This window comes from Pseudarthrobacter cellobiosi (assembly GCF_023913755.1).
Classification (GTDB): Bacteria; Actinomycetota; Actinomycetes; order Actinomycetales; family Micrococcaceae; genus Arthrobacter; species Arthrobacter cellobiosi.
In genome coordinates this window covers 1-24,788 of record NZ_JAMXBJ010000017.1, presented here as the reverse complement: position 1 = coordinate 24,788, position 24,788 = coordinate 1, and the positions used below count along the sequence as shown (strand labels likewise).

The following is a 24,788-nucleotide window of genomic DNA, read 5'->3' as shown; positions in this document are numbered from 1 at the left end:
TGCGCACCCCAGGCACCCCGCCGCCGTCGGAAACCGCACCCCGAACACAGACCACTGCGAGAGCGTCACCCCGAAATGCGCAGGAAGTGCGAGAGCGTCACCTGGGGGAATGCTGGAGCCGCGTAGAGTTGGCGTCCATGGATAACCTTTTCAGCCACGCGGACGACGCCCTCCCCGCTTCAGTTGAGCCCGCAGAGAACCTCGAACCTGTCATCTGCACTGTCATAGTGCCGGGTTCGGTGGCGCAGGCGTTCGCTGGCTTCACGGATCACACGCACTTGTGGTGGCCACTGGATTCACACGGTGTGTACGGGGCAGGATCTTACGTTGAGTTTGAAGAGAACCTCATCGTGGAAACGGCTGACGACGGCAGGACCGCGGTCTGGGGCTCCATAGATGACTGGCAGCCGCCGCTTTCCTTCCACGCGTCCTGGCATCCCGGGACCACCGCTATCTGGTCCACCGAGCTGCGAGTCGCGTTCAGGGCCGTGGAATCCGGGACCGAACTGCGCCTGGTCCACAACGGCTGGGAAGGTGCGGAGGATCCTGCCGCAGCGCGCGCCGACTATGCTGCCGGCTGGCCGAAGGTGCTGGACCGCTTCGTGAGGTTCATGGGCGGGGTAGGCCTGACGGCCGGCCCTGAATAGCAGCTTCTTGGGACGGACCCAGCTCAGAATGGGCCAAGGGGCACGGTCAGGCCGGCGGGACGGCCGTGCTGTTCCGGACGAGGAACTCCGTAGGGTACTCCCGGTCGGTGGCCGCTGCTGACGGTGGCGTGCCCTTGGCAGGCCGCTTCGCGCCGGCGTCGAGCGTTTCCAACAGCATGCGGGCCGCCAAAGCGCCTTGGCCGCGCGCATCCTGGTTGATGGTGGTCAGCCCAAAGACCTCGCCCAGTTCGTGCCCGTCCATGCCGACCACGGAGAGATCCTGCGGCACGCGCAGGCCGAAATCGCGGGCGGCGAGGATGGCCCCGATCGCCATCTCATCGGAGGCGGCAAAAACTGCAGTAGGCCGCCCGGCCGTGGAGGCCAGGAGATTGCGGGCACTCACGTAGGCGCCCTGGATGGTGAAGTCCGCGGACACTACCCATTCGGGGTGGACAGCATGCCCGGCAGCGTGCATGGCTGCCTCAAAGCCGGCGCGGCGTATCCCGGGGAGTTTGAAGTCCTGGTTCAGTTCGGCATCGCCGGTGATGTGTGCGATCCGGGTGTGGCCCAGCCCGAGGAGGTGCTCGGTGGCTGTCCTGGCGAGGCGGGCATCATCAATCCTGATGGTGGACGCGCCGGCCAGGGCGCCGCCGATGCCGACGATCGGACGGTGGATGGCCAGGAGCTGTTTGATTTCGGACTCGCTCAGGACCAGAGCAACGGCGATGACCGCATCCAGCCGCTTACGGAGCAGGAAATCGTTCAGGACGCTGCGTCGGCGTTCCGGCCGGTCGCCCACGTTGTACAGGGTGAGGTCGTAGCCCGCGTCGAGCAAGGTGCCGGACACGCCCTCCACCACGGATGAAAAGTACCAGCGGTGGATGGACGGGACCACCAGCCCCACGTTGTGGTTACGGCCTGAGGCCAGGCTGGATGCATGGTAGGACGGGACGAAGCCCAGTTCGTCGGCCGCTGCCTTTGCCAGCTGCCGGCTCTTGGCCGACACATTCGCTTTGCCGCTGAGCGCCCGCGACACAGTGGCGATCGACAGCCCGGCGCGGTCGGCAACGTCCTTGATGCCCGCAAGTCCCACTACTCTGCGTCGCCTCCGCCAATCCGCAGCCACGCCGTTTCCCCGGAAGCCAGGAAGCGGGCTGCGCCCGAGCCGGAGCCGAACTCAGAGTCAGAGCCGGCGCTGCGGACGAGGACGCTGCCTGCCGGCATCTCCAGCGGTTCGTGGTTGAGGTTCATGAGCACCAGCGTATCGCCGTTCAGGTACGCCAGGGACGAACCGCTGCACCAGTCCTCGGCCCAAGCCAGTGACCCGCGGCCCAAACCCAGTTCGCGGCGCAGCGCCAGCATGTTCCGGTACAGGGAAAGATGCGACGACGGCGATGCGGCCTGTGCGTCCCGTGCCAGGTCCGTAAAGCTCGACGGCAAGGGAAGCCAGGGATCCTGGCCGGAGCCAAAGCCCAGGTGCCGTTCTGTGCTGCGCCACGGGAGGGGAACCCGGCAGCCGTCGCGGCCCAGCCGGGCCCCTCCGGTGCGTGCGAACGTGGGATCCTGCCGCAGGTGCTCCGGAATATCGATGCCGTCCGGCAGCCCAAGCTCCTCACCCTGGTACAGGTAGGCGGCGCCGGGCAGTCCCAGCATAAACAGGGAGGCGGCGGCTGCACGCCGGCGGCCCAGGGCTGTATCCGGCTGCGGATCGGCCGCGCCGATGCCGTCGCCATCGCGCGGACCGGACCCGTTGTAACCAAAGCGGCTGGAATGACGGACCACGTCGTGGTTGGAGAGCACCCAGGTGCTGGGGGCTCCTACTGCGTCCAGGGCAGTCAGCGAGTCCGTAATAGCACTGCGCATCCGGTATACGTCCAGCCCGGCGTGCAGGTAGGGGAAGTTGAAGGCCTGGTGCATTTCATCGGACCGGACCCAGTCGGCGAGGCGGGGGAGTGGGTCTACGTTGGCTTCGGCACACAGAATGCGGTCCGGCCCGTACCCGTCCAGGATCAGGCGCCAGGCCCGGAAGATGTCGTGCAGGGCCGGCTGGCCGAACATCGGAGCCTCGTGGCCGGGGAAGCCGTCCGAGCTGCCGCCGTCGGCCCGGCCGCCCCAGGCCGGCAGGCCAGGGGCCTTGACCAAAGCGTGGGCGACGTCCACCCGGAAGCCGGAGACGCCGCGGTCCAGCCAGAAACGGAGCACCCGCTCAAATTCGGCGTGCACGGCCGGGTTGTCCCAGTTGAAGTCCGGCTGGGAGGAATCAAACAGGTGCAGGTACCACTGGTCCGGTTGGCCGTCCGGCCCCGTGACCCGGGTCCAGGCCGGACCGCCGAAGTGGGACTGCCAGTTGTTGGGCGGTTCGTGGCCTTCCGGCCCGGTCCCGTCCCGGAAGATGAACATGTCGCGTTCCGGGCTCCCTGCAGGGGAGGTGAGGGCTGCCTGGAACGCCACGTGCTGGTCCGAGCAGTGGTTGGGAACCAGGTCCACGATGACCCGCAGCCCCAGACGGTTGGCCTCGGCAATCATGACGTCGAAGTCACCCAGGGTGCCGAAGATCGGATCCACGTCGCAGTAATCGCTGACGTCATAGCCGGCATCGCGCTGCGGGGATTTGTAGAAGGGGGACAGCCAGACGGCGTCCACATCCAGCTCGGCCAGTTGCGGAAGTTCCGCAGTAATCCCGGCGAGATCGCCGATGCCGTCGCCGTTGAGGTCCCGGAAGGACCGCGGGTACACCTGGTAGATGACGGCCGAGCGCCACCAGCCGGGGGCGTTGTCGGCATCGTGGATAAGGGACAGCCGGCCCATCAGTGGGGCGGTGGCGGTAAACGCTGTATCTACAGACATGGAGGACAGCTTAGACCCTAAGCTGCGGGAAACTGCAAACGTTTCCACCAGAAAATTTATATGTCTACTGATGGGTAGGATACGGACAATCCGCCGGTGCTGGAAACGCTTACAGCCGCTCCTGGGATGGCGGGCCGATGGGTGCCACCGTCCTAGACTGGGGAGAACGACAACGACGACGGAACGGGAGACTGCGTGGGCAGCTTGGTTGAAGAGCTGGTGGGCGCCCTCGGGTCAGGGCAGGTCAGTACCGAAGAGGAGCTGCTCGCGAGATATGCCGTGGACCAGGCCCCCATCCTGGACTTCCAGCTCCCCGAAGCGGTGGTCTTCGCCGGGTCTGTGGCGGATGTGCAGGCCGCAGTCAGGCTGTGTGCGGCCCTCAACGTCGCCGTTGTGGCCCGCGGAGCCGGAACAGGCGTGTCCGGCGGCGCGCACGCGAGCAGGAATTGCGTAGTCCTGTCCCTGGAACGGATGAACCGCATTCTTGACCTCAACCCGGACGACGAGACCGCCGTCGTCGAACCCGGCGTGGTCAACGCCTCCCTCAACGAGGCCGCCGCAGTGCATGGCCTGATGTACGCGCCGGATCCGGCGAGCTTCCGTTCCTCCACGATCGGCGGCAACATTGCCACGAATGCCGGGGGACTGCGCTGCGCCAAGTACGGCGTTACCCGGGACTCGGTGCTGGCGCTGGATGTGGTGCTGGCCGATGGGTCCCTCATCCACACCGGCCACCAGACGTTCAAAGGCGTTGCGGGCTACGACCTGACGGGGCTGTTTGTCGGCTCTGAGGGCACTCTGGGGATCGTGGTGGGGGCTACCGTCAGGCTCAAGTACCTGCCCCGTGACGTGCACACCATCGCCGCGTTCTACCCGGACTTCAGGCAGGCCGCTGCAGGTGTCCTGGCGGTGGGCCGGGCCCGCGTGCAGCCAGCCATCATGGAACTGCTCGACGGCGGGACGCTGGCCCAGCTGGACGACCTCCACGGATCCGACCTGAGCTCCCGTGGGCGTTCGCTGCTCCTGATCCAGACTGACGGGTTCGGGGCAGCGGCGGAGGCCGACGTCGTGCGTTCCGTTCTCGCGGCCGGCGGGGCAACGGTGAGCACGGAATCCACGGCGGAAGCCGAGCAGCTCGTGGAGCTCCGCCGGAACAGCCGGGGCGTGGAGGTGGACGACGAATACCGCGTAGGCGAGGACGTGGCTGTGCCGCGCTCACGCCTGGTGGATTACGTGGCGGCGCTGGAAGACCTCGCGGCAACGCACGGCGTGAGCCTCAAGGTGGTGGCTCACGCGGGAGATGGCAACCTGCACCCCACGTTCTGGATCGACCGCCAGGACAGCGCCGTGGACGCTGACGCCATGGGCCGGCTGAACCTTGCCCTGGACGCATCCATCGACGCTGCGCTCCAAATGGGCGGCACCATCACCGGGGAACACGGGATCGGGCAGTACAAACTGCGCTGGTTGGGCCTGGAGCAGTCGGAACCCGTCAGGGAGCTCCAGCGCAGGATTAAGGAACTCTTTGACCCGGCCGGCATCCTGAATCCGGGGAAAGCCATCTAAAGGCCGCCGCCCGCCGCGAAACTAGGTAGCAGCAAGTGTCGTTTTGACCGCTCATAACGACAGTTACCGCTACCTAGTTGGGGCTGTGTTAACACAACCGTGCTGCCACCGCGGCAGGCCCATGGTCCGCGTCAGTCGTCGACGTCCGGGTACTCTTCGATGGATTCGTCGGCACCATAGCGGGACTCCTCGGTTTCCACTTCGAGGATCTTCAGCATTGCCGTGTCCGGGTTAAGCATGATGGCGGCCTCGTCCCGGCGGTGGCGCAGAACGGACTCGATGTAGGACTGCACGGCCTCGGCGAGCGGAATGTGGCGGGCCTGCTCCTCGGACATGTACCAGCGGTGTTCCAGCACCTCGTGGACTGCCTCCGCCGGCTCAAGCTTGCGGGACAGGTCTCGGGGGATCGAGCGCACGATGGGTTCGAAGACCTGGCTGACCCAGAGGTGCGCGCTGTACTCCTCGTCCATCTCAGGGTTGTTGTCCGCCCGGAAGGAGTCCATGTCATTGAGCAGGCGCCGGGCCTGGTTTTCCTGGGCGTCCAGTCCGGTCAGCCGCAGCAGCCGGCGCTGGTGATGTCCGGCGTCGACCACCTTGGGCTGGAGCTGGATGGTGGAGCCGTTCTGGGTGGTCTTGATGGCGTATTCCTCGACGTCGAACCCGAGCTCGTTGAGCTTCCGGATCCGGGCGGCCACGCGCCAGCGTTCGCCGATCTCGAAGGATTCCTTCTCGGTCAGTTCCGTCCACAGGCGCCGGTAGCTCTCCATGATGAGTTCACTGGTGGCCACCGGGTCCACCTTCTCCTCGATGAGGCCGCCGTCCAGGAGGTCCATCAGCTCGCCGGCGATGTTGACCCGGGCAATCTCGAGATCGTATTCGCGCTGGCCGGTGGAAAGATCCGGATACAGCTCGCCAGTTTCGGCGTCCACTAGGTAGGCCGCGAACGCGCCCGCGTCACGGCGGAAGAGCGTATTGGAGAGCGAGACGTCGCCCCAGTAGAAGCCGATGAGGTGCAGCCGGACCATCAGCAGGGCCTGGGCGTCGATGAGCCGGGTCAGAGTGTCCTTACGGAGCATCTGGGAGAACAGGGCCCGGTACGGCATGGAGAACTTCAGGTGGCGGGTGACCAGCACGGGGTTCAGCGGCCGCCCATCCAGGGTGGTCCGCCCGGTGATGACTGCTACCGGGACAACACACGGGACGTCCAGGCGGGCCAGCTTGCGGAGCATGTGGTACTCGTGGCGGGCCACATGCTCGGACGTTTCCTTGATGGCGATGACGGAGCCGCCCAGGTGCGCGAAACGCACGATATGCCGCGATATGCCGCGGGGGAGCGCTGCCAGGTTCTCAGCCGGCCAATCCTCCAGGGCGATGTGCCAGGGCAGGTCCAGGAGTTCGGGATCCGCGGACGCCGCAGTGATGTTCAGCGAGCTGGAAGCGGCAAGTACCTTGTCATCCTTGGCGCTCGCTGCCTCGAACCGCGGCAGTTTGCCGACCTGCGCGTAGTCCGTGGGCTCGTCGTGCCACTGTGCACTGTTTTCGTCGGTCATGGATCAATTCTTTCCTACAGAGGGGCGGCTGCCTAAACAGGGCTTAAACGCCGACGGCGGCCCGTCCAGTGAGGAGGGCCGCCGTCGGTTTGTCAGTGTTCTCCGGGGTTTCGACAAGCTCAACCACCGGAGCTGGGGATTAGTCGCCCAGGCGCAGACCGGTCTTGGTGTCGAACAGGTGCACGTGGCCCGACTGCGGACGGACGTAGATGGTATCGCCCTTCAGCGGGGGGCGGCGGCCGTCGACGCGTGCCACGATGTCGTGGTCCTTGCCGTCCAGCGTCGTGTGGCCGTAGACGTACGCGTCGGCACCGAGTTCTTCAACAACGTCGACCTCGACCTGGAGACCCTCACCATGAGAGGCCTGCTCAAGGTCCTCGGGGCGGCTGCCCAGGGTGACGGTGCTGCCGTGGGCCTCTTCGAGGATGTTGCGCGGCACGGGGTAAACCGTTCCGCCGAACTGGACGCCGCCGTCGACCACGGGCAGTTCGAGCAGGTTCATGGCGGGGGAGCCGATGAAGCCGGCAACGAAGACGTTCTTGGGCTTGTCGTAGAGGTTGCGCGGGGTGTCAACCTGCATCAGCAGGCCGTCCTTCAGCACAGCCACGCGGTCACCCATGGTCATGGCCTCGACCTGGTCGTGGGTGACGTAAACGGTGGTGACGCCGAGGCGGCGGGTCAGGGATGCGATCTGCGTACGCGTCTGGACACGGAGCTTGGCGTCCAGGTTGGAAAGCGGCTCATCCATGAGGAACACCTGCGGGTTACGCACAATGGCGCGGCCCATGGCAACACGCTGGCGCTGGCCACCGGAGAGTGCCTTCGGCTTGCGGTCCAGGTACGGCTCGAGGTCAAGAAGCTTGGCGGCTTCACGGACACGCTCGGCGCGCTCTTCCTTGGAAACGCCCGCGATCTTCAGCGCGAAGCCCATGTTGTCTGCAACCGTCATGTGCGGGTACAGCGCGTAGTTCTGGAAAACCATCGCGATGTCGCGGTCCTTCGGCGGAACATCGGTGACATCGCGGTCGCCAATAAGAATCCGGCCGGCGTTGACGTCCTCAAGGCCTGCGAGCATGCGCAGGGAAGTGGACTTACCGCAACCGGAGGGTCCTACGAGGACCAGAAATTCGCCATCGGCGATTTCAATGTTGAGCTTGTCAACAGCGGGCTTCTCTGTGCCCGGGTACAGACGCGTAGCGTTATCAAAAGTAACTGTAGCCACAGTTATCAATCCCTTCACCGGCAGGTACGTGCCGGACGATCCGTTGTGAATGGTTCATGTAATTCAGTTATCCACGGCATTGCAGCCGTGTACTCCCCGGCCGAAGCCGAGGAGTATCACGTGACGCCGCACGGTTCCTGTGCGCCACATCACAACCAAGAGTATGTCAGACGATTGGCGTATTGGTGCAAATGTTACGGAGGTCACATGTGAGGTTGGACATGTTCCCGACGTTCAGTCAGTGCCGGGCTCTTCTTCGGCCACCACCAGGCTCCGTTCCTGCAGGAGTGCTTCGAGAAGTTCTGCCACGTGGGCCGGCGCTTCCACCCGGAACTCGGCCTGGGTGAAGTCCAGGCCCACCTTGACGCCCACATCGCCGGACTCCAGGCGTGCCAGGGCGTCCTCGTCCGTGACGTCGTCGCCGGCGAAGAGGACTGCAGTGGCCCCGGTGATCTGGCGCAGGAACGTCAGGCCCTCGCCCTTGGAGGCGTTGACTACCGATGTTTCCAGGACGCGTTTGCCGTTCTTCAGGAAAACGCCCTTGCGGTCCTGGAGAACGGAACGGGCCGCAGCCACCGCGTCCTCGGCAACATCGTCCGTGGCCAGCCGGGTATGCAGGACTACGCCTGCGGGCTTGTCTTCGAGGAGCGTGCCCGGTGCCCGCTCAACGATTTCTTCGAGGACACCGCGGACTTCGGCCAGCAACAGGCGCTGGGCTTCATCGAGTGTCAGCTCCGCGGAGCCGGGGCCCAGCCACGCCTCGGCGCCATGGCTGCCGATCAGCAGCGTGTCCACCGGGGGCGAGGCTGCCGCGCGCAGGCTGGCGAGGGCCCGTCCCGAGATGAGTGCCGTCGTCGTGCGTGGAAGGGCGGCGAGCCCGGCGAAAGCGGCGGCCGAGCGCGGAAGCGGGCGGGCGTCGTCGGCGCGGTCAACCAGAGGGGAAATAGTGCCGTCGAAGTCCATGGCCACCAGCAGGTGCTCCGTCTGGGCGATGCGCCGGGCGGCCTGCCGGAGTTCGGGGGACAAAGTGAGCGGGCCCTTGGCGGGCCGGGCGTCAGGAGTCATCGCGGACAACTTTCTCGTTCAGGGCGGCCAGGAAGTCGGCTGACCAGTGGTCGACGTCGTGCTCCAGGATCTGCTTGCGCATGGACCGCATGCGGCGGGCGGCGTCTTTGGGAGGCAAATCGACGGCCCGCATGATGGTGTCCTTGAGACCGTCGATATCGTGCGGGTTCATCAGCAGCGCCTGCTTAAGCTGGTCCGCGGCGCCGGCGAACTCGCTGAGGACCAGGGCGCCGTCGTTGTCCTTGCGGGCAGTGACGTATTCCTTGGCCACGAGGTTCATGCCGTCACGCAGTGCCGTGACGAGCATGACGTCGGCGGCGAGGTACAGCGCCACCATCTCCTCCACGGGGTAGCTGTGGTGCAGGTAGCGGACGGCCGTGTTCTGGATGGTGTCGTAGGTGCCGTTGATGTGGCCGACGGTGCCTTCGATTTCCTCGCGCAGGAGGCGGTACTGCTCAACCCGTTCGCGGCTGGGGCTGGCAACCTGGATCAGCGTTGCGTCGCCGACCGTCAGCTTTCCTTCGTTCAGGAGTTCCTCAAAGGCCTTGAGCCGGTGACGGATGCCCTTGGTGTAATCGAGCCGGTCCACGCCCAGGAGTATGGTCTTGGGGTTGCCGAGGTCCTGGCGGATCTGGCGTGCACGCTCGATGATCTCGGGGTTGTGGGCCAGTTCGCTGATCTGGGCCACGTCGATGGAGATGGGGAAGGCCTGGGCCCTGGCGATGTGCGTGATCTCGCCGTCCTTACCCTTTACGTGCACCTGCTGCTGCTTGACGCTGGCGCCGAGAAACCGGCGGGCGGAGCGCATGAAGTTGCCGGCGTCGCTGGGGCGCTGGAAGCCCACCAGGTCTGCACCCATCAGGCCGTCAATGATGGCATGCCGCCACGGCAGCTGGGCGAAGATTTCCGGCGGGGGGAAGGGGATGTGGTTGAAGAACCCGATCCGCAGGTCCGGCCGCGCGTGGCGCAGCAGCCGCGGCACCAGCTGCAGCTGGTAGTCCTGGACCCACACCGTGGCGCCCTGGCCGGCATGGCGTACGACGGCGTCGGCGAACCTTTGGTTGACCCTGCGGTAGGCGTCCCACCAGGTTCGGTGGAACTCCGGCGGGGCGATGACGTCGTGGTAGAGGGGCCACAGGGTGGCGTTGGAGAAACCCTCGTAGTAGAGCTCAACGTCGTCGTTGCTCAGCTGCACAGGGACCAGGTCCATGCCGCCGTGGCTGAAAGGCTCGACGGTTTCGTCAGGGGCGCCGTGCCAACCCACCCACGCGCCGTCTGTCTTGGTCATCATGGGTGCGAGGGCAGTCACCAGGCCGCCGGGGGAGCGGCGCCAGCCGGAGCCATCGTCGCCGCTCTCACCTGGCGCGCAGCGGTCAACGGGTAGCCTGTTGGAGACAACCATGAAATCGTACGTGGCAGCCGTGCTGTGGCTGGTCGCGGCGGCGCCGGTTGCAGGTACAGCTGTTGGTTTTTCTTGGACGGGTGTTTGCATTGCGGCCCCCTGGGGTTGCTTGTGCCTTTAAGCCACCTTAATAGGATGGAATCTTCGGGGCTATTCGTCCGTTGGTTATTCGGGCGGAATAGTTGAAAGCGCAAGCTCTCAGGTTTGTCCCCTAAAATGGTGGAGTCGCCACAGAGTGGTCCCCCTATGTCGATCGACCCAAGGAACACATGAGCCCCGCAAATGAAATACGCAAGTCCAAGGCTGAGCGAACCTCGGAGGCGCGCGAGAAGGCCCGCCTGATCCGTGAGGTGCAGCTGAAGAAGGACAAGCGCAACAAGCTGCTGATCGGCTGGGGCATTGTGGTGGCCGTGGTGGCCATCCTGGTGGTGGTCGGGCTGGTGGTGACCACAACGATGCGGCAGAACGCCCCGATCGCTGACCAGGGGCCGACGCCGGCCAACGGCAACGTCAACGGTGGCATCACCTTGCTGGCCAATACCGACGTCGCGAAGCTGGAAGCGGCCACCGTTGACGCAGCCTCCGTGGGGGAGCCCCCGAAAACCGCGCCGGCGTCGGTTGTGGCGCCGGGCGCCGAAGCTGAGGCAGGCAAGCCGGTCAAGGTGGTCCTGTACGTTGACTTCATCTGCCCGGTTTGCAAGAACTTCGAAACACAGTACAACGAGCAGCTGACGGCGCTGCGCAACGAGGGCAAAATCTCGGTGGAATACCGGGCACTCGGGTTCCTGGACAACCGGTCCTCCACGAACTACTCCTCCCGTGCAGCCAACGCTGCCGCGTGTGTTGTGAATGAGTCCCCGGAGAAGTACGCGGAGTTTGTGGACTCGCTGTTCGCCAACCAGCCTGCCGAAGGTACCGCCGGTCTTTCCGACGACAGGCTCAAGACCATGGCCACGGACATCGGCGCCAAGAACATTGACACCTGCATCGACGAGAAGACCTACCGTCCGTACGTGAAGTTCACAACCAAGCAGGCCGCGGCGATCGGCGTCACCGGCACGCCTACGGTGTTTGTGGACGGCCAGCAGTGGGGCAAGGGTGCCAGTGCGCAGACCCCGTTCCCTGACTTCCTGCAGGCAGCGATCACCGCGAAGGGCTAAAGTCCTTCGACTCAGAGGACCTGCTTCCGGATCGATTCCGGAAGCGGGTCCTTCTTTTGCTCCGGGTTGCCCGCCGCCTGAGGTTTTTACGAGCGGGCGGACTTGGGCTAACCTTATCTAGCGCCTTGCGGCGCACGCCTCCTTAGCTCAGTTGGCCAGAGCACCGCTCTTGTAAAGCGGGGGTCGTCGGTTCGAATCCGACAGGAGGCTCCGATTGTTGCTCTGACCTGCGGTTTTACTCCCGCAGGTCCGGCCGGTGGGGCCCATTTCAACTCCGACGCACCAGAAACTCACCAGATTCAGTGCTTCTCGGGTTCGCCAGCGTGGCCCTTTTGCCGATCCGCGATGCGATTGCCCGGGACATGGAGCGGCTTGTCTCGGCAGTGGAGTCGATCCGGAACCGACCCATAACCATCGATGTTGCCGACGGACCTAACGGGAGTACTGTCGGCGGGCTGTGGCTCTTTCTTCGTCCAGGATTGAGGGGTTCAGGTTCCATTCATCCTCGGATTGCCTCCGTGATGTTCAGTTTTGTGCAGTCTGTTCACTGAGGACTTCGTCGGAGACATTGTTCTGATTCAAGACGTCCAAAGCAACTGATCCGTCAGTCCAGTCCGGTTCTCACCCCTAGCCCACGTCTGCTCCGCACGACGGTACCGCGCCATTCCGGCCCCCTGCGCAAGGAGCCGGTCAGCACCCACCTCGGTCCCGACAACGGTTCGCGAGACGCCGCCTGGCATGCACGCACCTGCCCAAACCTGGATCAACCCCTGCGGGTTACTCGATGAGGCGATTTTCCATGTCCAAGTTCGCAATCAACCGTCGTCAGCTGCTGCAGGCCGGGGGCGTCGGGGGCCTCGCCGCCGCACTGGCAGCGATGTCACAGGGCGTCGCCGAGGCGGCCCCCAAACAACAGGGCGCAGGCGGCCCACAGATCCTCGATCTCGGGCTCCAAAGGAGCGACCATCAGAGGCGCCGAAGCGCTGGAAGCCGCAGCGGTTTAGGCGCCCGCCCTTGCTGGCCCGCGGCCTCCGTGGGCCACCAAGGGCGCTGGAACGGCCCCTCGAATACAAGCCCGCGAGCGGCTTCGTTGCCATTGCCGAATGATGGCTGGAAGGTGGGTACAACCGACCGTTGCCAGTTCCCGGGGGAGGGCCTAGACTCGGCCCACAACCCCAGCCGGGGAGAACTCCAGAACCCTTCACTCATCCCCTGTTCTGGGCGTGCGGATAGGTCCGTGTTCTGGGCACAGCAGAACAGGAATCGGCCATGACTAAGTATTTTTTCCAAGCAAATTATGTGGGCCAGGGCATCAAAGGCCTGATGCAGGAGGGTGGGTCCAAACGCCGGGACGCGGTTGTAAAGGCCTTGGAGTCGGTTGGGGGATCACTGGAATGCATCTACTACGCGTTCGGCGAGACGGATGTCCTGGGGGTCTTCGACGTTCCCGATCAGCCGAGTGCTGTTGCCCTTTCCCTGATGATCAATTCCACCGGCGCCGTGGACCTTCATCTCACCCCGCTCATGACACCGGAGGATATTGACGCAGCCGTGGGCAAGACACCCGCCTACCGGGCTCCCGGTCAGTAACGGCTTCGATCGGGCGACGTGCGTGCGGTACCGGCCACTGAGCCACGGAGGAAGCGCTGGATGCCGCGGAAGAGCACCACACTGAGCTGAACATCCCGGGCTGACATGGCCGGCACCGAAGGTTCGACTGGGCTGCCTCGTGCAGCGCCAGTCGAACCTTCGGTCACCAGAAGGGACGGCCGGCAGGATCCAGCAGAGTGCAATGAGTTCTTCAAAAATATTCTTAAAAACGCGCTCTGGTTGGCGCCGAGCCCTTAGGATCAAGAAAGTGCCGCTAGGCACCACCTGACCGGCGGATTTCCAAACCGCCTTGCCGATTGCGGGGGACCGATCGCCATGCTCAGAACTTTGAAATCCATCGCGGTAGTCGTTGGACTCGGTTTGGCTTTGGGGCTGATGCCGGCCCAGGCCGCCCAGGCAGCGCCTGCCACAGGCCGGATCTCCCTCAGCCCGGCCACTGGACTGGCAGGATCCGCCGTCACAGTCAGCGGAACGGGGTTCAAGGCCTCCACCACGGGGACGGTGATCGCCGGTGCCACGACTTTTCCCTTCAAAACGGCGGCCTCGGGTGCCTTCAGCACCTCGATCACCATCCCTTCCACAGCCACGGGATCATTGACCATCACGGCCAAGACCTCTTCCATCCAGGCCTCGTCCGTGTTCACAGTGACAGCACCGGTCCCGACGCTCCCTCCGGTCAGCACGGCCGCGCTTCGGTTCGGGGTGGCCACGGCCGGCGGCCCGCTGGCCAGCGGCGAACTGGATGAAGTGGCGCAACTGGCCGGCGAAAGCCCGTCCACCATTCTCTTTTACAAGGACTTCCTCCAGGCGCCCCCCATCGCCGAGATGAACTCCGTCCGGGCACGCGGCGCCGTCCCGCTGATCACCTGGGAACCTTGGGCCTGGGGCGGCGGAATGGAACAGCCCGCCTACTCCCTGGACCGAATTGCCGCCGGCGACTTTGACGCCCACATCACGCAGTGGGGCCAGGCACTTGCGGCCTGGGGCCAGCCGGTCCAGCTCAGATTCGCCCACGAGATGAACGGCAACTGGTACCCGTGGGCCGAAGGCGTCAACGGCAACCAGCCCGGCGACTATGTAGAGGCCTGGCGCCATGTTCACGACATTGTTGCTGCCAGCGGAGCCAGCAACGTGTCCTGGGTTTGGAGCCCGAATGTTCCCTACTACGGTTCCACCGATCTCGCCGGCCTCTTTCCCGGCGCCGGGTACGTGGATGTTGTAGCCCTCGACGGGTACAACTGGGGCACTTCAGCCTCCTGGAGCGGCTGGATATCGCCGCAGGATCTCTTCGCTCCGGGGATTGCCCAGGTGCGTACTCTGGCACCCGGGGTTCCCATCCTGATCAGCGAGACGGCTTCCAGCGAAGCAGGGGGCAACAAGGCTGCCTGGAACACTGAGCTCGTGTCGTATCTGGCGGCCCAGCCTGATGTTATGGGCTTCGTCTGGTTCCACCTCCAGAAAGAAACCGACTGGCGCATCAACAGCAGTGCCTCGTCCGCCTCAGCGTTCAAGTCCGCATTGCAGGCGCGCCGGACTCCCTGACTCGGTAATCAGGGCCGCGCCTTGTTGTCCCGGCGGACCAGCCCCAGCAGGGCCGCACCAATGAGCATCACGCCGAACGCGGTCAGCAGGGCAGCCATGACGTCCAGGCCGGTGTAAGCCAGCCCGCTTGCGCCGAGAGCGGCTCCGGAAGCGGGTAGGGCGGTGTTCATTCCGTACATTTGTTAGTTGATTTCCTCTGCTGTGTATTGCGCTTCCCAGCGGTCTATCCGCCGCCGGGTGATCTTTGCGGTCAGGACAGCGCACCAGGAGGCCAGAAACCACCCGGACCGCAGCCACATGAACAATTCCTGCGGGAAGAACGTGGCTGCCATCAGGACGTCCTTCCAGTCGCGGTGCGGAATCCGAAGAGCCCGCTTGATGTCCAGCGCCACGAACAAGATTGGCACCAGCCACCAGAACAGGACGACGCGAAACACTCCCAACGAGAGTGAGAGGGCAATGACGGCGATCCACAGGAGTTTCAGGAGCGCGCCCAGCAGACCCATGGCCTGCTGGCCCCAGTCGCGCAGGGTCAGCCGGTTGATTCCAAGGTCCAGCAAGTCTTCCACGGTGCCGACCTGCCATTTCATCCGCTGGCCCCACAGTGCTTTGACTGTCTTCATCGAGTCGGTGTAGGCGCGGACATCCGGGGATACCTGGCAGACAAAGCCCAGTTCGCGGATGCGATAGGTCAGCTCGAAGTCCTCGACCTGCGAGGTGTAGACCCACGGCCCTTCCCGGTCGCCCCGGGCCGCGATCTGTCGGAGGACGGCGTTATTTATGGCGCAGCCGGTTCCTGCCAGAACGCTGGTCCGGCCACGCCTCAGGGCTGTATCGGTCCACGTGGCGAACTCAGCCTTCTGCAGCCGGCTCAGAAATCCGGGGTCCTGCATCGTAAATTTCGACGACGAGCCACCGAGGAGCGCGCCCGTTTCCGCGCTGAACTCCCGGGACCAGGCTTCGACGGCGTTCGGGGGCAGGACGGTATCCGCGTCGAGGCAGATAACCACGTCGGCGTCGACTGCGTACTTCGCCCAGGCCCGGTTCAGGGCTTCGGATTTGCGGTGTTGCAATCGTGGAAGCTCCATCACGGACACCGGGTATTTCCGCGCTTCCCAGGCCGTTGAATCGGTGCAGCCGTTGGGGATGACCACGATGAGGTCCGCGGGACGGGACTGGAGCATCAGGCCATCGAGCGTTGCCCCGATCGAGCCGGCCTCGTTGTAAGCGGGCACCAGCACGACTACGCGCAGGCCAAGTGCTGCTGGGGAAGCCTCGCCCGCAGCGGATGCGACGCGGGCTGCCCGCCGGGTGGGATGAACGGCAGGCGAGCGCGTCGCGTCGGCCGGCGGGAGGGGCAGTGCGGTATCCACGGCGGCCTCCTCGGGTGGGTTTTGAAGGCCCCAGCGGCCTGCGAATCCATCCTGACGGCGACCTCTCAGATTTCGCCCCCGGATGCCCTCAAGATTCCATCAATTACCCCGTCTGCAGAGGGCGAAGCAACGAAATCTGTCTGGTTGGCCACACTGTTGCCCAAGTAGCGGCATAATGACCTAAACTGCTTCACTGAGGTGCCTGAAATGGTGCCGTGCAGCGACGAAAGTGAACATGCCATGGCTACCGATTACGACGCTCCGCGCAAGACTGACGACGAGGCTTCTGCCGAGTCGCTGGAGGCCCTGCAGGCATCCCGCAGCGGCAGTGCCCAGACCGCTGTCATCGACGTCGACGAAACCGACACCGCCGAAGGCATTGACCTTCCCGGAGCCGATCTCTCCGGCGAAGAACTGACCGTCATTGTGGTTCCCGAACAGTCCGATGAGTTCACCTGCTCATCCTGCTTCCTGGTCCGGCACCGGTCCCAGGTTGCACGCGAAAAGAACGGCCTGAAGTACTGCATCGAGTGCGAAGGCTGAACGGCCGACGGCGGCACTCCGGTGAGGCGCGCCGGCGTCGTTATTATGCATAACGGCAGGGTGCAGAAACGGTGTTAATAGCGTTTCGATGGCCCCGTAAAGTGCTTCAGAATTACGCCCGCGTGACCGGAACCAAGGCTGATTAACGGTTCCGCGCCGAAGCGGCAACAACCCTTTTGAGTGGCCTTGGAGACTCCTACGCTTGAGCTACCTAATCACTCGAAGGGTGGCTCACAATGAAAAAGATTCATACGTGGCTGACAGTCATTTTGATGGCTGTCGGATTGGGTTTCCTGGCTCCGGGGCCCGCCTCGGCAACCACATCGTATTGCGGGCTCGTATGGGGATCGCTGGCTGAATCAGACCCGGCCATGAGCACCGCATCCGTCACCAACGTCAGGACGGGGCAGCACTATTGCTTCGACCGGATGGTGGTTGATCTCAACGGCCCTGTTGCCGGCTACACGGTCCAGTACGTTCCGACCGTGGTCCAGGACGGTTCAGGTTTTGAAATCCCGATGCGGGGTGGTGCATTCCTCCAGGTCACTGTGAATGCACCGTCCCACGACAGCAACTACAACGCGACATACAGGCCGGCGAACGAGGCCGAACTGTCGAACGTGTCGGGATACCAGACCTTCCGGCAGGTGGCCTACGCGGGCAGCTTTGAGGGCTACACCAGCATCGGACTGGGTGTCCGTTCCCGGCTCCCGTTCCGGGTCTTCACCCTGGACGGCCCCGGATCCGGATCGCGCATGGTGGTGGATGTAGCGCACTTCTGGTGACCCGCGGTTCGCTGCTGAACCGCAGTTGAGACAAGATCAGGAAACCAAAACGGCGCCCTGCCCGGAGACTTTCCGGGCAGGGCGCCGTGCTGTGTGCTGTGGGTGGGGCAACTACTCTGGAACCACCAGCGCAGGAGTGTCCCGGCGGATGGTTTCGCCGCGGAAGAACCCCGGGCGGAGGCGTGCCATGATCACCATCAGCACAGCCCCGAGCGCCAGGATCCCGATGCCCAGGACAAACACGAGCCCAACCCCGAAGATCTCCGAACCGCTGCCGAACTCCGGCGCCCAGCTGTCCATGGCCGTCTGCAGGAAAACCACAAACAATCCGACTCCGCCCGCTACCGGGCAGAGCAGCCGCAGCATGAAGTTGCGGACGCTGCTGAACACGCTGTTCCGGAAGTACCAGGCGCAGGCGATGGCGGTCAGGCCGTAGTAGAAGCAGATCATGAGGCCGAGGGCCAGGATGGTGTCGTTCAGGACGTTTTCGCTGATCACATGCATCACCGCGTAGAACCCAGCGGACAGGATGCCCGCCGCCACTGTTGCGAAGCCCGGCGTCGAGAAACGCTTGCTGATGTGGCTGAACGGCGCAGGCAGCGCACCGTAGTGGGCCATGGCCAGCAGGCTGCGCGACGGAGACGTGAACGTGGACTGCAGGGACGCAGCGGAACTGGACAGCACCGCGAGCGACATCAGGATGGCGAACGGCCCCATGATCGGCGAGGCCAGCGCCGTGAAGAGGTTCTCGTGGTTCTCAGCGTTGTTCAGGCCAATCCCGGTATCGCCGACGCCGGCGAACATCATGGTGGAAATGGTCACCAGCAGGTAGATCCCCAGAACAACGACGGCGGTGAGGGTGCCCGCCAGCCCAGCAGTCTTTTTGCCGTTGGCGGTTTCCTCATTCACCGTCAGGCACACGTCCCAACCCCAGTAGACGAAGATCGATAGCGAGATGCCGGCAGCGATCTGACCGAACGTCTCGATCCTGGTGACGTCGAACCACTCCCAGCTGAACGGGATGGCCGTTTCCGACGTGGACCAGTTCGCGAACGCCATGCCCACGAAAAGCCCCAGGACCAGCAGCTGGAATCCGACGAGTCCGTACTGGACCAGCTTGGTGGTGTGCAGGCCGCGGTAGCTCACCCACACGGCGAGGGCCACGAACACGAAGCACGTCAGGACGTTCAACGGCTTATTGGCCGCGAGGTCCGCGAGTTCAGGCGCACCCGTCAGCTGCGACAGGAAGAGATAGAAGAAGTCGACGGCCACGCCCGCCAGGTTGGACAGGACGATGATGTTGGCGGCGAGCAGCCCCCAGCCTCCCATCCACCCCACCCACGGGCCAAACGCTTTGGTGACCCAGGTGAACGTGGTGCCGCTGTCCGGGGAATCGGCGTTGAGTTCCCGGTAGGCGAGTGACACCAGGATCATGGGGATGAACCCGATCAGGAAAATAACGGGCAACTGGAGCCCCGCCTCATTAACCGTGGGGCCGAGGGCGCTGGTCAGCGTGTAGGCCGGCGCGATGGTGGAAATGCCAAGAACGACGACGGCGAGGAGGCCCAGCTGCCCGCCCTTCAGTCCTTTTGCCGTGATGCCGTGCGCCGAGCCGGCCGGGTCGGTCCCGGAAGGCTGGCCTGCGGGGGTGCTCGTGCGGGTGGTTTGGGTCATTGTCCAGCGCTTTCTACGAGGCAGCAGCAGGCTGCTGTTGGGTGATGCAGTGGATGCCGCCGCCGCGGGCGAAGAGCTCACGGGCGTCAATGCCGACCACACGCCGGCCGGGGTAGGCTTCCGCCAGGATCTGCAGCGCCTTGTCATCGTTGGGGTCCCCGAACGTACAGGCGATGACGCCGCCGTTGACCACGACGTGGTTGATGTAGCTGTAGTCCACAAAACCCTCGTCATCCCAGAGCACTTCCGGGGCGGGGACTTCGATGATGGTCCACTCCCGGCCGGCCGCGTCCCTTGTGGTGCGGAGGTGCTCGATGATGTCGCGGCTCACCTGGAAGTCCGGGTGGCGGGGGTCCTGCTGGGAATGCACCAGCAGTGTGCCGGGGGAGGGAATGGCGGCCACGATGTCCACATGACCGCGCGTGCCGAACCGTTCCGAGTCCCGGGCCAGTCCGCGCGGGAGCCAGACCACCTGGGTTGCGCCGATGGTCCGGGCGAGCTCGGCTTCCACGTCCTCGCGGCTGAGTCCCGGGTTGCGGCCCGGATCCAGCTGCACGGTTTCTGTCACCAGCACGGTTCCCTGGCCGTCCACCTGGATGCCGCCGCCTTCGTTGACCAGCGCGGAGACAATGTGCGTGGCGCCAGCGCGGCCTGAGACTTCGGCGGCGATCAGCGCGTCCTTGTCCCAGCGCGCCCAGTCCTGGGCACCCCAGCCGTTGAAGACCCAGTCGACGGCGCCGAGGCTCCCATCCTGGCCGAGCACAAACGTGGGGCCGATGTCCCGCATCCACGCATCGTTGAGCGGGGCGGCAAGTACCTCGACGTCGGGATGCAGATAGCGGGCGGCGATGCCGACGTCGTCCGGGTCCACCACCACGGTAACCGGCTCAAATTCGACGGCGGCGTTGGCCACAGCTGCCCAGGTGGACCGGGCAACGTGGGCATCTTCCTCTGTGTCGCCCAGCGTGTAACCGCCAGTGGGAAAGGCCATCCACAGCCGCTCCTGCGGAGCGGTTTCGGCGGGCATGCGCCACGTGCTCATGCGGTCACCTGCTGACGGTTGATTGAGCCTGCGTGACTGGTGATTGAGCCGGCGTACCCGGTGATTGAGCCTGCCGAAATCCCCGCCTCTTCGCCGCCGAGCGGCTGGTCATGGCGTACGGGTTCCGTAAGCCGGCCGTAGGTATCGGGGCGGCGCGTGGACAGGAAGGGGAAGAGCGTCAGCCAGTCCCGCCGCTGGTCCAGGTCGAGGTCTGCCACCAGCACTGCGGAGGCGTCACGCGGAGCCTGCACGAGGACGCGGCCGTAGGGGTCGGAGATGAAGGAGGAGCCGTAGAAGTTCAGCGTTCCTTCACTGCCCCAGCGGTTGGGGGCAATCATAAACAGGCCGTTGGCGATGCCGTTGCCCACGATGACCTGCTGCCACAGCGGCTGGGTGTCGAAGTCCGGGTGGTCCGGTTCGGAACCGATGGCGGTGGGGTAGACCAGGATCTCTGCGCCACCGAGGGAGTAGAGCCGGGCCACCTCCGGGAACCATTCGTCCCAGCACGTGGGCATGCCCAGCCGGGCGCCGCCCAGTTCTGCCGGCGCGTGGACCTCGTAGGCATCCGCGGCCGCCGGCCCCTGGCGGAAGAACTTGTCTTCGTAGTAGCCGGCGGTGACCGGGATGTGGAGCTTGTGCGTGCGGGCGAGCAGTTCGCCCTTGGACGACACCAAGATGGCAGTGTTCAGCCCCAGGCCGTCGTCGCTGCCGTCCGGGTTCGGTGCCTGCTGGTACAGCGAGGCATGGACAGCCACGCAGTGGCGGCGGGCCGACTCGGCAGCAAACCGGAAGGTGGGTCCGGTGAGCAGGTCCTCAGCGATGTCCGATGGCCGGGGCCGTACCGCTGCAGGGCGCGTGGTGTCATTTTCGGGGCAGTTGTCTGCAGGGTAGCGGGAAAGCGTGAGTTCGGGCAGGAATACCACCGTGGCACCGAGCCTGGCGGCGCGGCCGATTCCTTCATCGAGTTCGGCCTGCAGGACGGCGGTGTCTGCATGCCAGCGGTGCTGCACAACGCCCACCCGAAGGGCAGGGCGGACGGACGGCGTTGTCCGGGCCAGGGACGTGGGTGAGTCGAGGCAGGAAATTTCAATCATATGCTTGCTTCCAGTGAGACGACCGTCACTAAATGAATGACGTTCATTTAGTATGGAGGGTGGACGGCTTTCGCGCAATGGTTTAAATGAATCCCATTCTTTAATCTCGCTCCGTGAGATTAGTAAGCTCACTGAGAAATTTGCTTCCGGCCTGCCGCGATCGATCCCGTGGCTGATAGCGTCGGGACTACTGGACCAATCGAGGAGGATTCATGAAAGCTTCACCGACCCTGACCAATAACCTGCAGGCCGTACTTGCGGACCTGATTGAGCTGCACATCCAGGGCAAGCAGGCCCACTGGAACATTGTGGGGACCAACTTCCGGGACCTTCACCTGCAGCTGGACGAAATCGTGGATGCCGCCCGGCAGTTCGCGGACGATGTGGCCGAGCGGATGCGCGCCCTGCATGCCCTGCCGGACGGCCGCAGTGCCACCGTGGCCAAGTCCACCAGCCTCGCGCAGTTCCCCGAAGGCCTCATCAACACGAAGGACGCCATCGAGCGGATAGTTGCCGCGCTTGAGGCTGCCGTGGGCACCATGCGCAAGGTCCATGACGAAGTGGACGAAGAGGATCCCACCACCGCGGACCTGCTCCACGAATTCATCGCCAAGCTGGAGCAGTACGCGTGGATGGTGAACGCCGAGACCATGAAGGCCTCCGCCAGCGTCACCGCCCCTGACGCCAAGTAAGAGTCGGCCCCTAGTGAGGCCACAAGCGCCCGGCGCCGGAATGACTTCCTGCGCCGGGCGCTTTTTGTGCGCTCGCCGGCTTGCCGGAGATGTGCGCCTAGTCCGCCGTCGGAACTTTCCGGAGTACGACGGCGGCAAGGACTGCCGCGCCCGCCATCAGTACCAGCGCGATTGCCGCAGTGGTGTGGACCCCCGAATCAAACGCCAGGCGTGCTGCGCCGCGGAGCGCTTCGGCCAGCGGAGCAGGCAGGCCGGCGGCCAGCTCCACGGCGCCCGCCAGAGTTTCACCCGCCTGGTGTACTGCACTGCCCGACGCCGTTTGCTCCACCCCGGCCGGAAGCCGGAGATTGCGCTGGTAGGAAGCGGTCAGGATCGAGCCCAGCACCGCCGTCCCCAGCAGGGACCCCACCTCATAGCCCGTTTCGGAGATGGCGGCCGCCGCTCCTGACTTCTCCGCTGGAACGGAGCCCAGGATGAGGTCATTGGAAATGGTTTCCGCTGTGCCCACGCCCAGGGCGAGGATCAGCAGCGCGGCCAGCAGGAGGGCCGGGCCGGAGCTGTGGTCACCGAAGACCACGATTCCGTAGCCGGTGGCGCTCAGGGCCAGGCCACCCGCCACCACAAAGCCCGGACGCACCTTCCGGACCAGCGGCACCACTGCCAGCCCAGCCAACACTGTGGCCACCAGGGCCGGGATCATGGCAATTCCGGCGGCCGACGGCGTCATCCCCTCCAGGAGCTGCAGGTGCTGGGCGAGGAACAGGATGAAGCCGTTGAAGGAGAACAGGGCCAGCACGTTTGCCGTGATGGCAGTGCTGAAGACCCGGTTGCCGAACAGGGACATGTCCAGCAGGGGGCTGGCCAGCCGCTGCTGGCGGCGGACAAAAACGACGCCCATGGCCAGGCCAAAGGCAACAAGACCCACAGGAGCGGCCCCGAAACCATCGGTCGCCAGCTCCTTGATGCCATACACAACAGGCACCATTACGAGCAGGGACAGGACGATGCTGGGCACGTCGACCCGCCCGGGGCGCGGATCTTTTGATTCCGGGATGAACGCAGGGCCGAACGCCAGCAGGGGCAGCATGATGGGCACGGCGACCAGCAGGATGGCGCCCCACCAGAACTGCTCCACCAGCCACCCGCCGAAGATGGGGCCCAGGGCGGCGCCGCCGGAGAAGCCGGCGGCCCAGATGGCCACGGCCAGGCGACGCCGGTTTGGGTCCGGAAAAATATTGCGGATCAGGGACAGGGTTGAGGGCATCAGCATGGCCCCGAAGAATCCCAGCATCGCACGTCCCGCTATCAGCCACTCCGCGCTGGGGGCAAAGGCTGTTGCTGCCGATACCGCGGCGAAGCCAACGCTGCCGGTCAGCAGCAGGCGGCGGCGCCCGATCCGGTCACCCAGGCTGCCCATGGCGACCAGCAGTCCGGCAAGCACCAGGGGATAGGCGTCCACAATCCACAGCAGCTGGACTCCGGTTGTCTCCAGGCTGCTCGCGATGGCTGGAAGCGCGAACGTCAACGCAGTGTTGTCCACCGCAACCAGGAGCACCGGAAACATCAGCAGGGCCAGTGCGAGCCAGTCGCGCCAGGGCGCCTTGGCGGGCCCCGACGGCCGGAGACCGGCTGCCGTGGTGGATGTGCTTCGGGTGTTCTGGTTGGACTGTGCGGACAACGTCATATCGTTAACTATACCGTCCAGACGGTACAGTTAAGAAACGGGGCCCGGAGCATGCATGATTGAAGCCATGGCCAGAAATCCCGTCGCACGCGACGCAGTCCTCGACGCTTTTGAAGAACTCCTGATCGACGTGGGGGAGCGGGCTGCCACTTTGGATGCGGTGGCCAGGCGGGCGGGCGTGTCCAAGGGTGGATTGCTCTACCACTTCCCCAACAAGGAAGCCCTGATCGCTGCGGTGCTGGAACGCCTGGACCGCCTGGCCGTCGAGGACCTCGCGCTGATGGCCGCAGCAGCCGAAGGTGCGGCGGCCTACTTCATCCGTTCCTCGCTTTGGTCCGATTCGCCGATGGACCGCTCCTTCGTGGCCGCCACGCGCCTGGCCGAAGTGGCCCATGAAGAGGCCCGGCGCCGCTTTGCCGCCATCCAGCAGCAGTGGCTGGACCTGATCGCGGCCGACGTCGGCACGGCCATGGCGAAAGCCGTGCTGTATATGGGGGACGGGCTGTATTTCAACGCCATGTGGGAAAGCGGCACCACCGGGGACGGCCGGGGCAGGCATGGAGACATTGAGGAGCTCCTCGCTGCCGTGGAGCGGCTGCGGGACTGAACCCCGACGACCTCATTTGCCCGGTGGCCCGGGGCGTAGGAGAATTGGACCGCGTGGCGACCATCTGCGGCCGCCACAATATCGAGTATTAAATCTGAATATGCCTTTGATCTGCGGCGGGAGAGTTCTGTTAGTAGGTACAACAGGCGCCGTAGGAGCAAATCCTCCCCAGGAATCTCTCAGGCCCACGTACCGCCGCGGCCAGGCAACTCTGGAAAGTGGCAGGCCGTCCGCCTGAAGCGTCCCGGATCACTCCGGAATGTCAGGACCGCTGTGCCCACCGACGGTGCAAGCGCAACCTAGCGGAAGCTGGCTGCGCGGAAACTCTCAGGTCCCAGACAGAGCGGGGAGGAACTCGAGTCGATGTGGCGTACCCTGCGCCGCCTTAGTAATGGAGTTCCTTGTGAGTGTTAATTCGGCCTCGGCCACTTTCGTTGACCGGCATATTGGTGCGCGCCGCCAGGCCGATATCGACGCCATGCTCAAGGCCGTCGGCTACGGCACTGTGGACGCGCTGGTGGATACTGCCGTCCCCAACGGCATCCGCCAGGATGTGGCCCTCCGCCTTAAGGACGCCCTCAGCGAGGTTGAGGTTCTTGCCGAGCTGCGGAAGCTCGCGGCGAAGAACAAGACGGCTGTGCAGATGATCGGCCAGGGCTACTACGACACCGTGACGCCCGCG

General features: G+C 64.8%; 23 protein-coding genes, 1 tRNA gene and 2 riboswitches. Of the genes, 12 read left to right on the top strand and 12 right to left on the bottom strand.

Going from position 1 to position 24,788, the window contains the following annotated elements; all coding sequences use genetic code 11:
• The first annotated feature begins 137 nt into the window (after window positions 1-137).
• Window positions 138-647, top strand: a complete 510-nt coding sequence (locus NG696_RS00550) for an SRPBCC domain-containing protein (protein WP_252563372.1) — start codon at window positions 138-140, stop codon at window positions 645-647.
• Between the two features lie 46 nt (window positions 648-693).
• Here NG696_RS00550 and NG696_RS00545 read toward each other — a convergent pair whose 3' ends face one another.
• Both NG696_RS00545 and NG696_RS00540 read right to left on the bottom strand, forming a co-directional pair.
• Window positions 694-1,740, bottom strand: coding sequence for a LacI family DNA-binding transcriptional regulator (locus NG696_RS00545; RefSeq protein ID WP_252563369.1), 1,047 nt, complete (start codon window positions 1,738-1,740; stop codon window positions 694-696).
• A complete protein-coding gene (locus NG696_RS00540; protein WP_252563366.1) occupies window positions 1,740-3,494 on the bottom strand; it encodes a glycoside hydrolase family 13 protein in 1,755 nt (584 codons plus the stop codon). Before NG696_RS00540 ends, NG696_RS00545 begins: the two co-directional genes overlap by 1 nt.
• 195 nt (window positions 3,495-3,689) lie before the next feature.
• Between NG696_RS00540 and NG696_RS00535 the strand changes: the two genes are divergently transcribed.
• Complete coding sequence (locus NG696_RS00535; protein WP_252563363.1) at window positions 3,690-5,060, top strand: FAD-binding oxidoreductase; 1,371 nt, start codon at window positions 3,690-3,692, stop codon at window positions 5,058-5,060.
• Between the two features lie 131 nt (window positions 5,061-5,191).
• Here the strand turns inward: NG696_RS00535 and NG696_RS00530 are convergent, their stop codons facing one another.
• From NG696_RS00530 to NG696_RS00515, 4 genes are all read right to left on the bottom strand, one after another.
• Window positions 5,192-6,610 carry a DUF4032 domain-containing protein gene (locus NG696_RS00530; protein ID WP_252563360.1) on the bottom strand — a complete coding sequence of 473 codons (1,419 nt, stop codon included), beginning with the start codon at window positions 6,608-6,610 and terminating at the stop codon, window positions 5,192-5,194.
• A gap of 139 nt (window positions 6,611-6,749) precedes the next feature.
• Window positions 6,750-7,832, bottom strand: coding sequence for an ABC transporter ATP-binding protein (locus NG696_RS00525; RefSeq protein ID WP_056346563.1), 1,083 nt, complete (start codon window positions 7,830-7,832; stop codon window positions 6,750-6,752).
• 234 nt (window positions 7,833-8,066) lie between these two features.
• On the bottom strand, window positions 8,067-8,897 hold the full coding sequence (gene otsB, locus NG696_RS00520) for a trehalose-phosphatase (RefSeq protein WP_252563356.1): 831 nt from the start codon (window positions 8,895-8,897) through the stop codon (window positions 8,067-8,069).
• Window positions 8,887-10,389, bottom strand: a complete 1,503-nt coding sequence (locus NG696_RS00515) for an alpha,alpha-trehalose-phosphate synthase (UDP-forming) (protein ID WP_305884412.1) — start codon at window positions 10,387-10,389, stop codon at window positions 8,887-8,889. The genes otsB and NG696_RS00515 overlap by 11 nt, the downstream gene beginning before the upstream one ends.
• Before the next feature lie 179 nt (window positions 10,390-10,568).
• On the opposite strand from NG696_RS00515, the gene NG696_RS00510 reads away from it, so the two are divergent.
• The 5 genes from NG696_RS00510 (at window position 10,569) to NG696_RS00495 (ending at window position 14,612) form a co-directional block, all read left to right on the top strand.
• Window positions 10,569-11,459 (top strand): DsbA family protein, encoded by an 891-nt coding sequence (locus NG696_RS00510; protein WP_252563343.1) that lies wholly within the window; start codon window positions 10,569-10,571, stop codon window positions 11,457-11,459.
• Window positions 11,460-11,595: 136 nt separating this feature from the next.
• A tRNA-Thr gene (locus tag NG696_RS00505) sits at window positions 11,596-11,669 on the top strand.
• Between the two features lie 574 nt (window positions 11,670-12,243).
• Window positions 12,244-12,732 (top strand): twin-arginine translocation signal domain-containing protein, encoded by a 489-nt coding sequence (locus NG696_RS20705; protein ID WP_308291919.1) that lies wholly within the window; start codon window positions 12,244-12,246, stop codon window positions 12,730-12,732.
• The gene (locus NG696_RS00500) at window positions 12,729-13,049 is read left to right on the top strand and encodes a GYD domain-containing protein (protein WP_252563246.1); all 321 of its coding nucleotides are present in this window, start codon (window positions 12,729-12,731) and stop codon (window positions 13,047-13,049) included. Before NG696_RS20705 ends, NG696_RS00500 begins: the two co-directional genes overlap by 4 nt.
• A gap of 336 nt (window positions 13,050-13,385) precedes the next feature.
• Window positions 13,386-14,612: a glycosyl hydrolase gene (locus NG696_RS00495; RefSeq protein WP_252563240.1), complete on the top strand. Its 1,227-nt coding sequence runs from the start codon at window positions 13,386-13,388 to the stop codon at window positions 14,610-14,612.
• Between the two features lie 8 nt (window positions 14,613-14,620).
• On the opposite strand, the gene NG696_RS00490 is transcribed toward NG696_RS00495, so the two are convergent.
• Together NG696_RS00490 and NG696_RS00485 are read right to left on the bottom strand one after the other, a co-directional pair.
• The gene (locus NG696_RS00490; RefSeq protein ID WP_252573524.1) at window positions 14,621-14,782 is read right to left on the bottom strand and encodes a hypothetical protein; all 162 of its coding nucleotides are present in this window, start codon (window positions 14,780-14,782) and stop codon (window positions 14,621-14,623) included.
• A 12-nt stretch (window positions 14,783-14,794) separates the two neighbouring features.
• Window positions 14,795-15,985: a glycosyltransferase family 2 protein gene (locus NG696_RS00485; RefSeq protein ID WP_252573523.1), complete on the bottom strand. Its 1,191-nt coding sequence runs from the start codon at window positions 15,983-15,985 to the stop codon at window positions 14,795-14,797.
• A 240-nt stretch (window positions 15,986-16,225) separates the two neighbouring features.
• Here NG696_RS00485 and NG696_RS00480 point away from each other — a divergent pair, with 240 nt between their 5' ends.
• Window positions 16,226-16,528 carry a DUF4193 domain-containing protein gene (locus NG696_RS00480; RefSeq protein ID WP_056347301.1) on the top strand — a complete coding sequence of 101 codons (303 nt, stop codon included), beginning with the start codon at window positions 16,226-16,228 and terminating at the stop codon, window positions 16,526-16,528.
• Window positions 16,529-16,764: 236 nt separating this feature from the next.
• Window positions 16,765-17,313, top strand: coding sequence for an AMIN-like domain-containing (lipo)protein (locus tag NG696_RS00475; RefSeq protein ID WP_252573522.1), 549 nt, complete (start codon window positions 16,765-16,767; stop codon window positions 17,311-17,313).
• A 111-nt stretch (window positions 17,314-17,424) separates the two neighbouring features.
• Here the strand turns inward: NG696_RS00475 and NG696_RS00470 are convergent, their stop codons facing one another.
• The 3 genes from NG696_RS00470 to NG696_RS00460 are packed head-to-tail and all read right to left on the bottom strand — an operon-like array spanning window position 17,425 to window position 21,123.
• The gene (locus tag NG696_RS00470; RefSeq protein ID WP_252573521.1) at window positions 17,425-18,987 is read right to left on the bottom strand and encodes an APC family permease; all 1,563 of its coding nucleotides are present in this window, start codon (window positions 18,985-18,987) and stop codon (window positions 17,425-17,427) included.
• A gap of 13 nt (window positions 18,988-19,000) precedes the next feature.
• Window positions 19,001-20,029 (bottom strand): agmatine deiminase family protein, encoded by a 1,029-nt coding sequence (locus tag NG696_RS00465; protein ID WP_252573520.1) that lies wholly within the window; start codon window positions 20,027-20,029, stop codon window positions 19,001-19,003.
• On the bottom strand, window positions 20,026-21,123 hold the full coding sequence (locus NG696_RS00460) for a nitrilase-related carbon-nitrogen hydrolase (RefSeq protein ID WP_252563224.1): 1,098 nt from the start codon (window positions 21,121-21,123) through the stop codon (window positions 20,026-20,028). The genes NG696_RS00465 and NG696_RS00460 overlap by 4 nt, the downstream gene beginning before the upstream one ends.
• A gap of 212 nt (window positions 21,124-21,335) precedes the next feature.
• On the opposite strand from NG696_RS00460, the gene NG696_RS00455 reads away from it, so the two are divergent.
• The gene (locus NG696_RS00455; protein ID WP_252563222.1) at window positions 21,336-21,815 is read left to right on the top strand and encodes a Dps family protein; all 480 of its coding nucleotides are present in this window, start codon (window positions 21,336-21,338) and stop codon (window positions 21,813-21,815) included.
• A 97-nt stretch (window positions 21,816-21,912) separates the two neighbouring features.
• On the opposite strand, the gene NG696_RS00450 is transcribed toward NG696_RS00455, so the two are convergent.
• Window positions 21,913-23,499: an MFS transporter gene (locus NG696_RS00450; RefSeq protein WP_252563220.1), complete on the bottom strand. Its 1,587-nt coding sequence runs from the start codon at window positions 23,497-23,499 to the stop codon at window positions 21,913-21,915.
• A gap of 67 nt (window positions 23,500-23,566) precedes the next feature.
• Between NG696_RS00450 and NG696_RS00445 the strand changes: the two genes are divergently transcribed.
• Window positions 23,567-24,106, top strand: coding sequence for a TetR/AcrR family transcriptional regulator (locus NG696_RS00445; RefSeq protein ID WP_252563217.1), 540 nt, complete (start codon window positions 23,567-23,569; stop codon window positions 24,104-24,106).
• 107 nt (window positions 24,107-24,213) lie between these two features.
• Window positions 24,214-24,311: riboswitch (glycine riboswitch) on the top strand.
• Between the two features lies 1 nt (window position 24,312).
• A riboswitch (glycine riboswitch) is annotated at window positions 24,313-24,458 on the top strand.
• A 51-nt stretch (window positions 24,459-24,509) separates the two neighbouring features.
• The coding region (locus tag NG696_RS00440; RefSeq protein WP_252573519.1) for a hypothetical protein at window positions 24,510-24,788 on the top strand (279 nt) is incomplete at its 3' end.

Excerpts from the sequence above, each read along its gene's own strand:
- otsB (WP_252563356.1), bottom strand. The coding sequence starts at position 8,897 with ATGACTCCTGACGCCCGGCCCGCCAAGGGCCCGCTCACTTTGTCCCCC.
- NG696_RS00460 (WP_252563224.1), bottom strand. The coding sequence starts at position 21,123 with ATGATTGAAATTTCCTGCCTCGACTCACCCACGTCCCTGGCCCGGACA.
- NG696_RS00500 (WP_252563246.1), top strand. The coding sequence starts at position 12,729 with ATGACTAAGTATTTTTTCCAAGCAAATTATGTGGGCCAGGGCATCAAA.
- NG696_RS00515 (WP_305884412.1), bottom strand. The coding sequence starts at position 10,389 with ATGCAAACACCCGTCCAAGAAAAACCAACAGCTGTACCTGCAACCGGC.
- NG696_RS00530 (WP_252563360.1), bottom strand. The coding sequence starts at position 6,610 with ATGACCGACGAAAACAGTGCACAGTGGCACGACGAGCCCACGGACTAC.
- NG696_RS00475 (WP_252573522.1), top strand. The coding sequence starts at position 16,765 with ATGAAAAAGATTCATACGTGGCTGACAGTCATTTTGATGGCTGTCGGA.
- NG696_RS00445 (WP_252563217.1), top strand. The coding sequence starts at position 23,567 with ATGGCCAGAAATCCCGTCGCACGCGACGCAGTCCTCGACGCTTTTGAA.
- NG696_RS00470 (WP_252573521.1), bottom strand. The coding sequence starts at position 18,987 with ATGACCCAAACCACCCGCACGAGCACCCCCGCAGGCCAGCCTTCCGGG.
- NG696_RS00480 (WP_056347301.1), top strand. The coding sequence starts at position 16,226 with ATGGCTACCGATTACGACGCTCCGCGCAAGACTGACGACGAGGCTTCT.
- NG696_RS00510 (WP_252563343.1), top strand. The coding sequence starts at position 10,569 with ATGAGCCCCGCAAATGAAATACGCAAGTCCAAGGCTGAGCGAACCTCG.
- NG696_RS00495 (WP_252563240.1), top strand. The coding sequence starts at position 13,386 with ATGCTCAGAACTTTGAAATCCATCGCGGTAGTCGTTGGACTCGGTTTG.
- NG696_RS00455 (WP_252563222.1), top strand. The coding sequence starts at position 21,336 with ATGAAAGCTTCACCGACCCTGACCAATAACCTGCAGGCCGTACTTGCG.
- NG696_RS00540 (WP_252563366.1), bottom strand. The coding sequence starts at position 3,494 with ATGTCTGTAGATACAGCGTTTACCGCCACCGCCCCACTGATGGGCCGG.
- NG696_RS20705 (WP_308291919.1), top strand. The coding sequence starts at position 12,244 with ATGAGGCGATTTTCCATGTCCAAGTTCGCAATCAACCGTCGTCAGCTG.
- NG696_RS00465 (WP_252573520.1), bottom strand. The coding sequence starts at position 20,029 with ATGAGCACGTGGCGCATGCCCGCCGAAACCGCTCCGCAGGAGCGGCTG.
- NG696_RS00550 (WP_252563372.1), top strand. The coding sequence starts at position 138 with ATGGATAACCTTTTCAGCCACGCGGACGACGCCCTCCCCGCTTCAGTT.
- NG696_RS00490 (WP_252573524.1), bottom strand. The coding sequence starts at position 14,782 with ATGAACACCGCCCTACCCGCTTCCGGAGCCGCTCTCGGCGCAAGCGGG.
- NG696_RS00450 (WP_252563220.1), bottom strand. The coding sequence starts at position 23,499 with ATGACGTTGTCCGCACAGTCCAACCAGAACACCCGAAGCACATCCACC.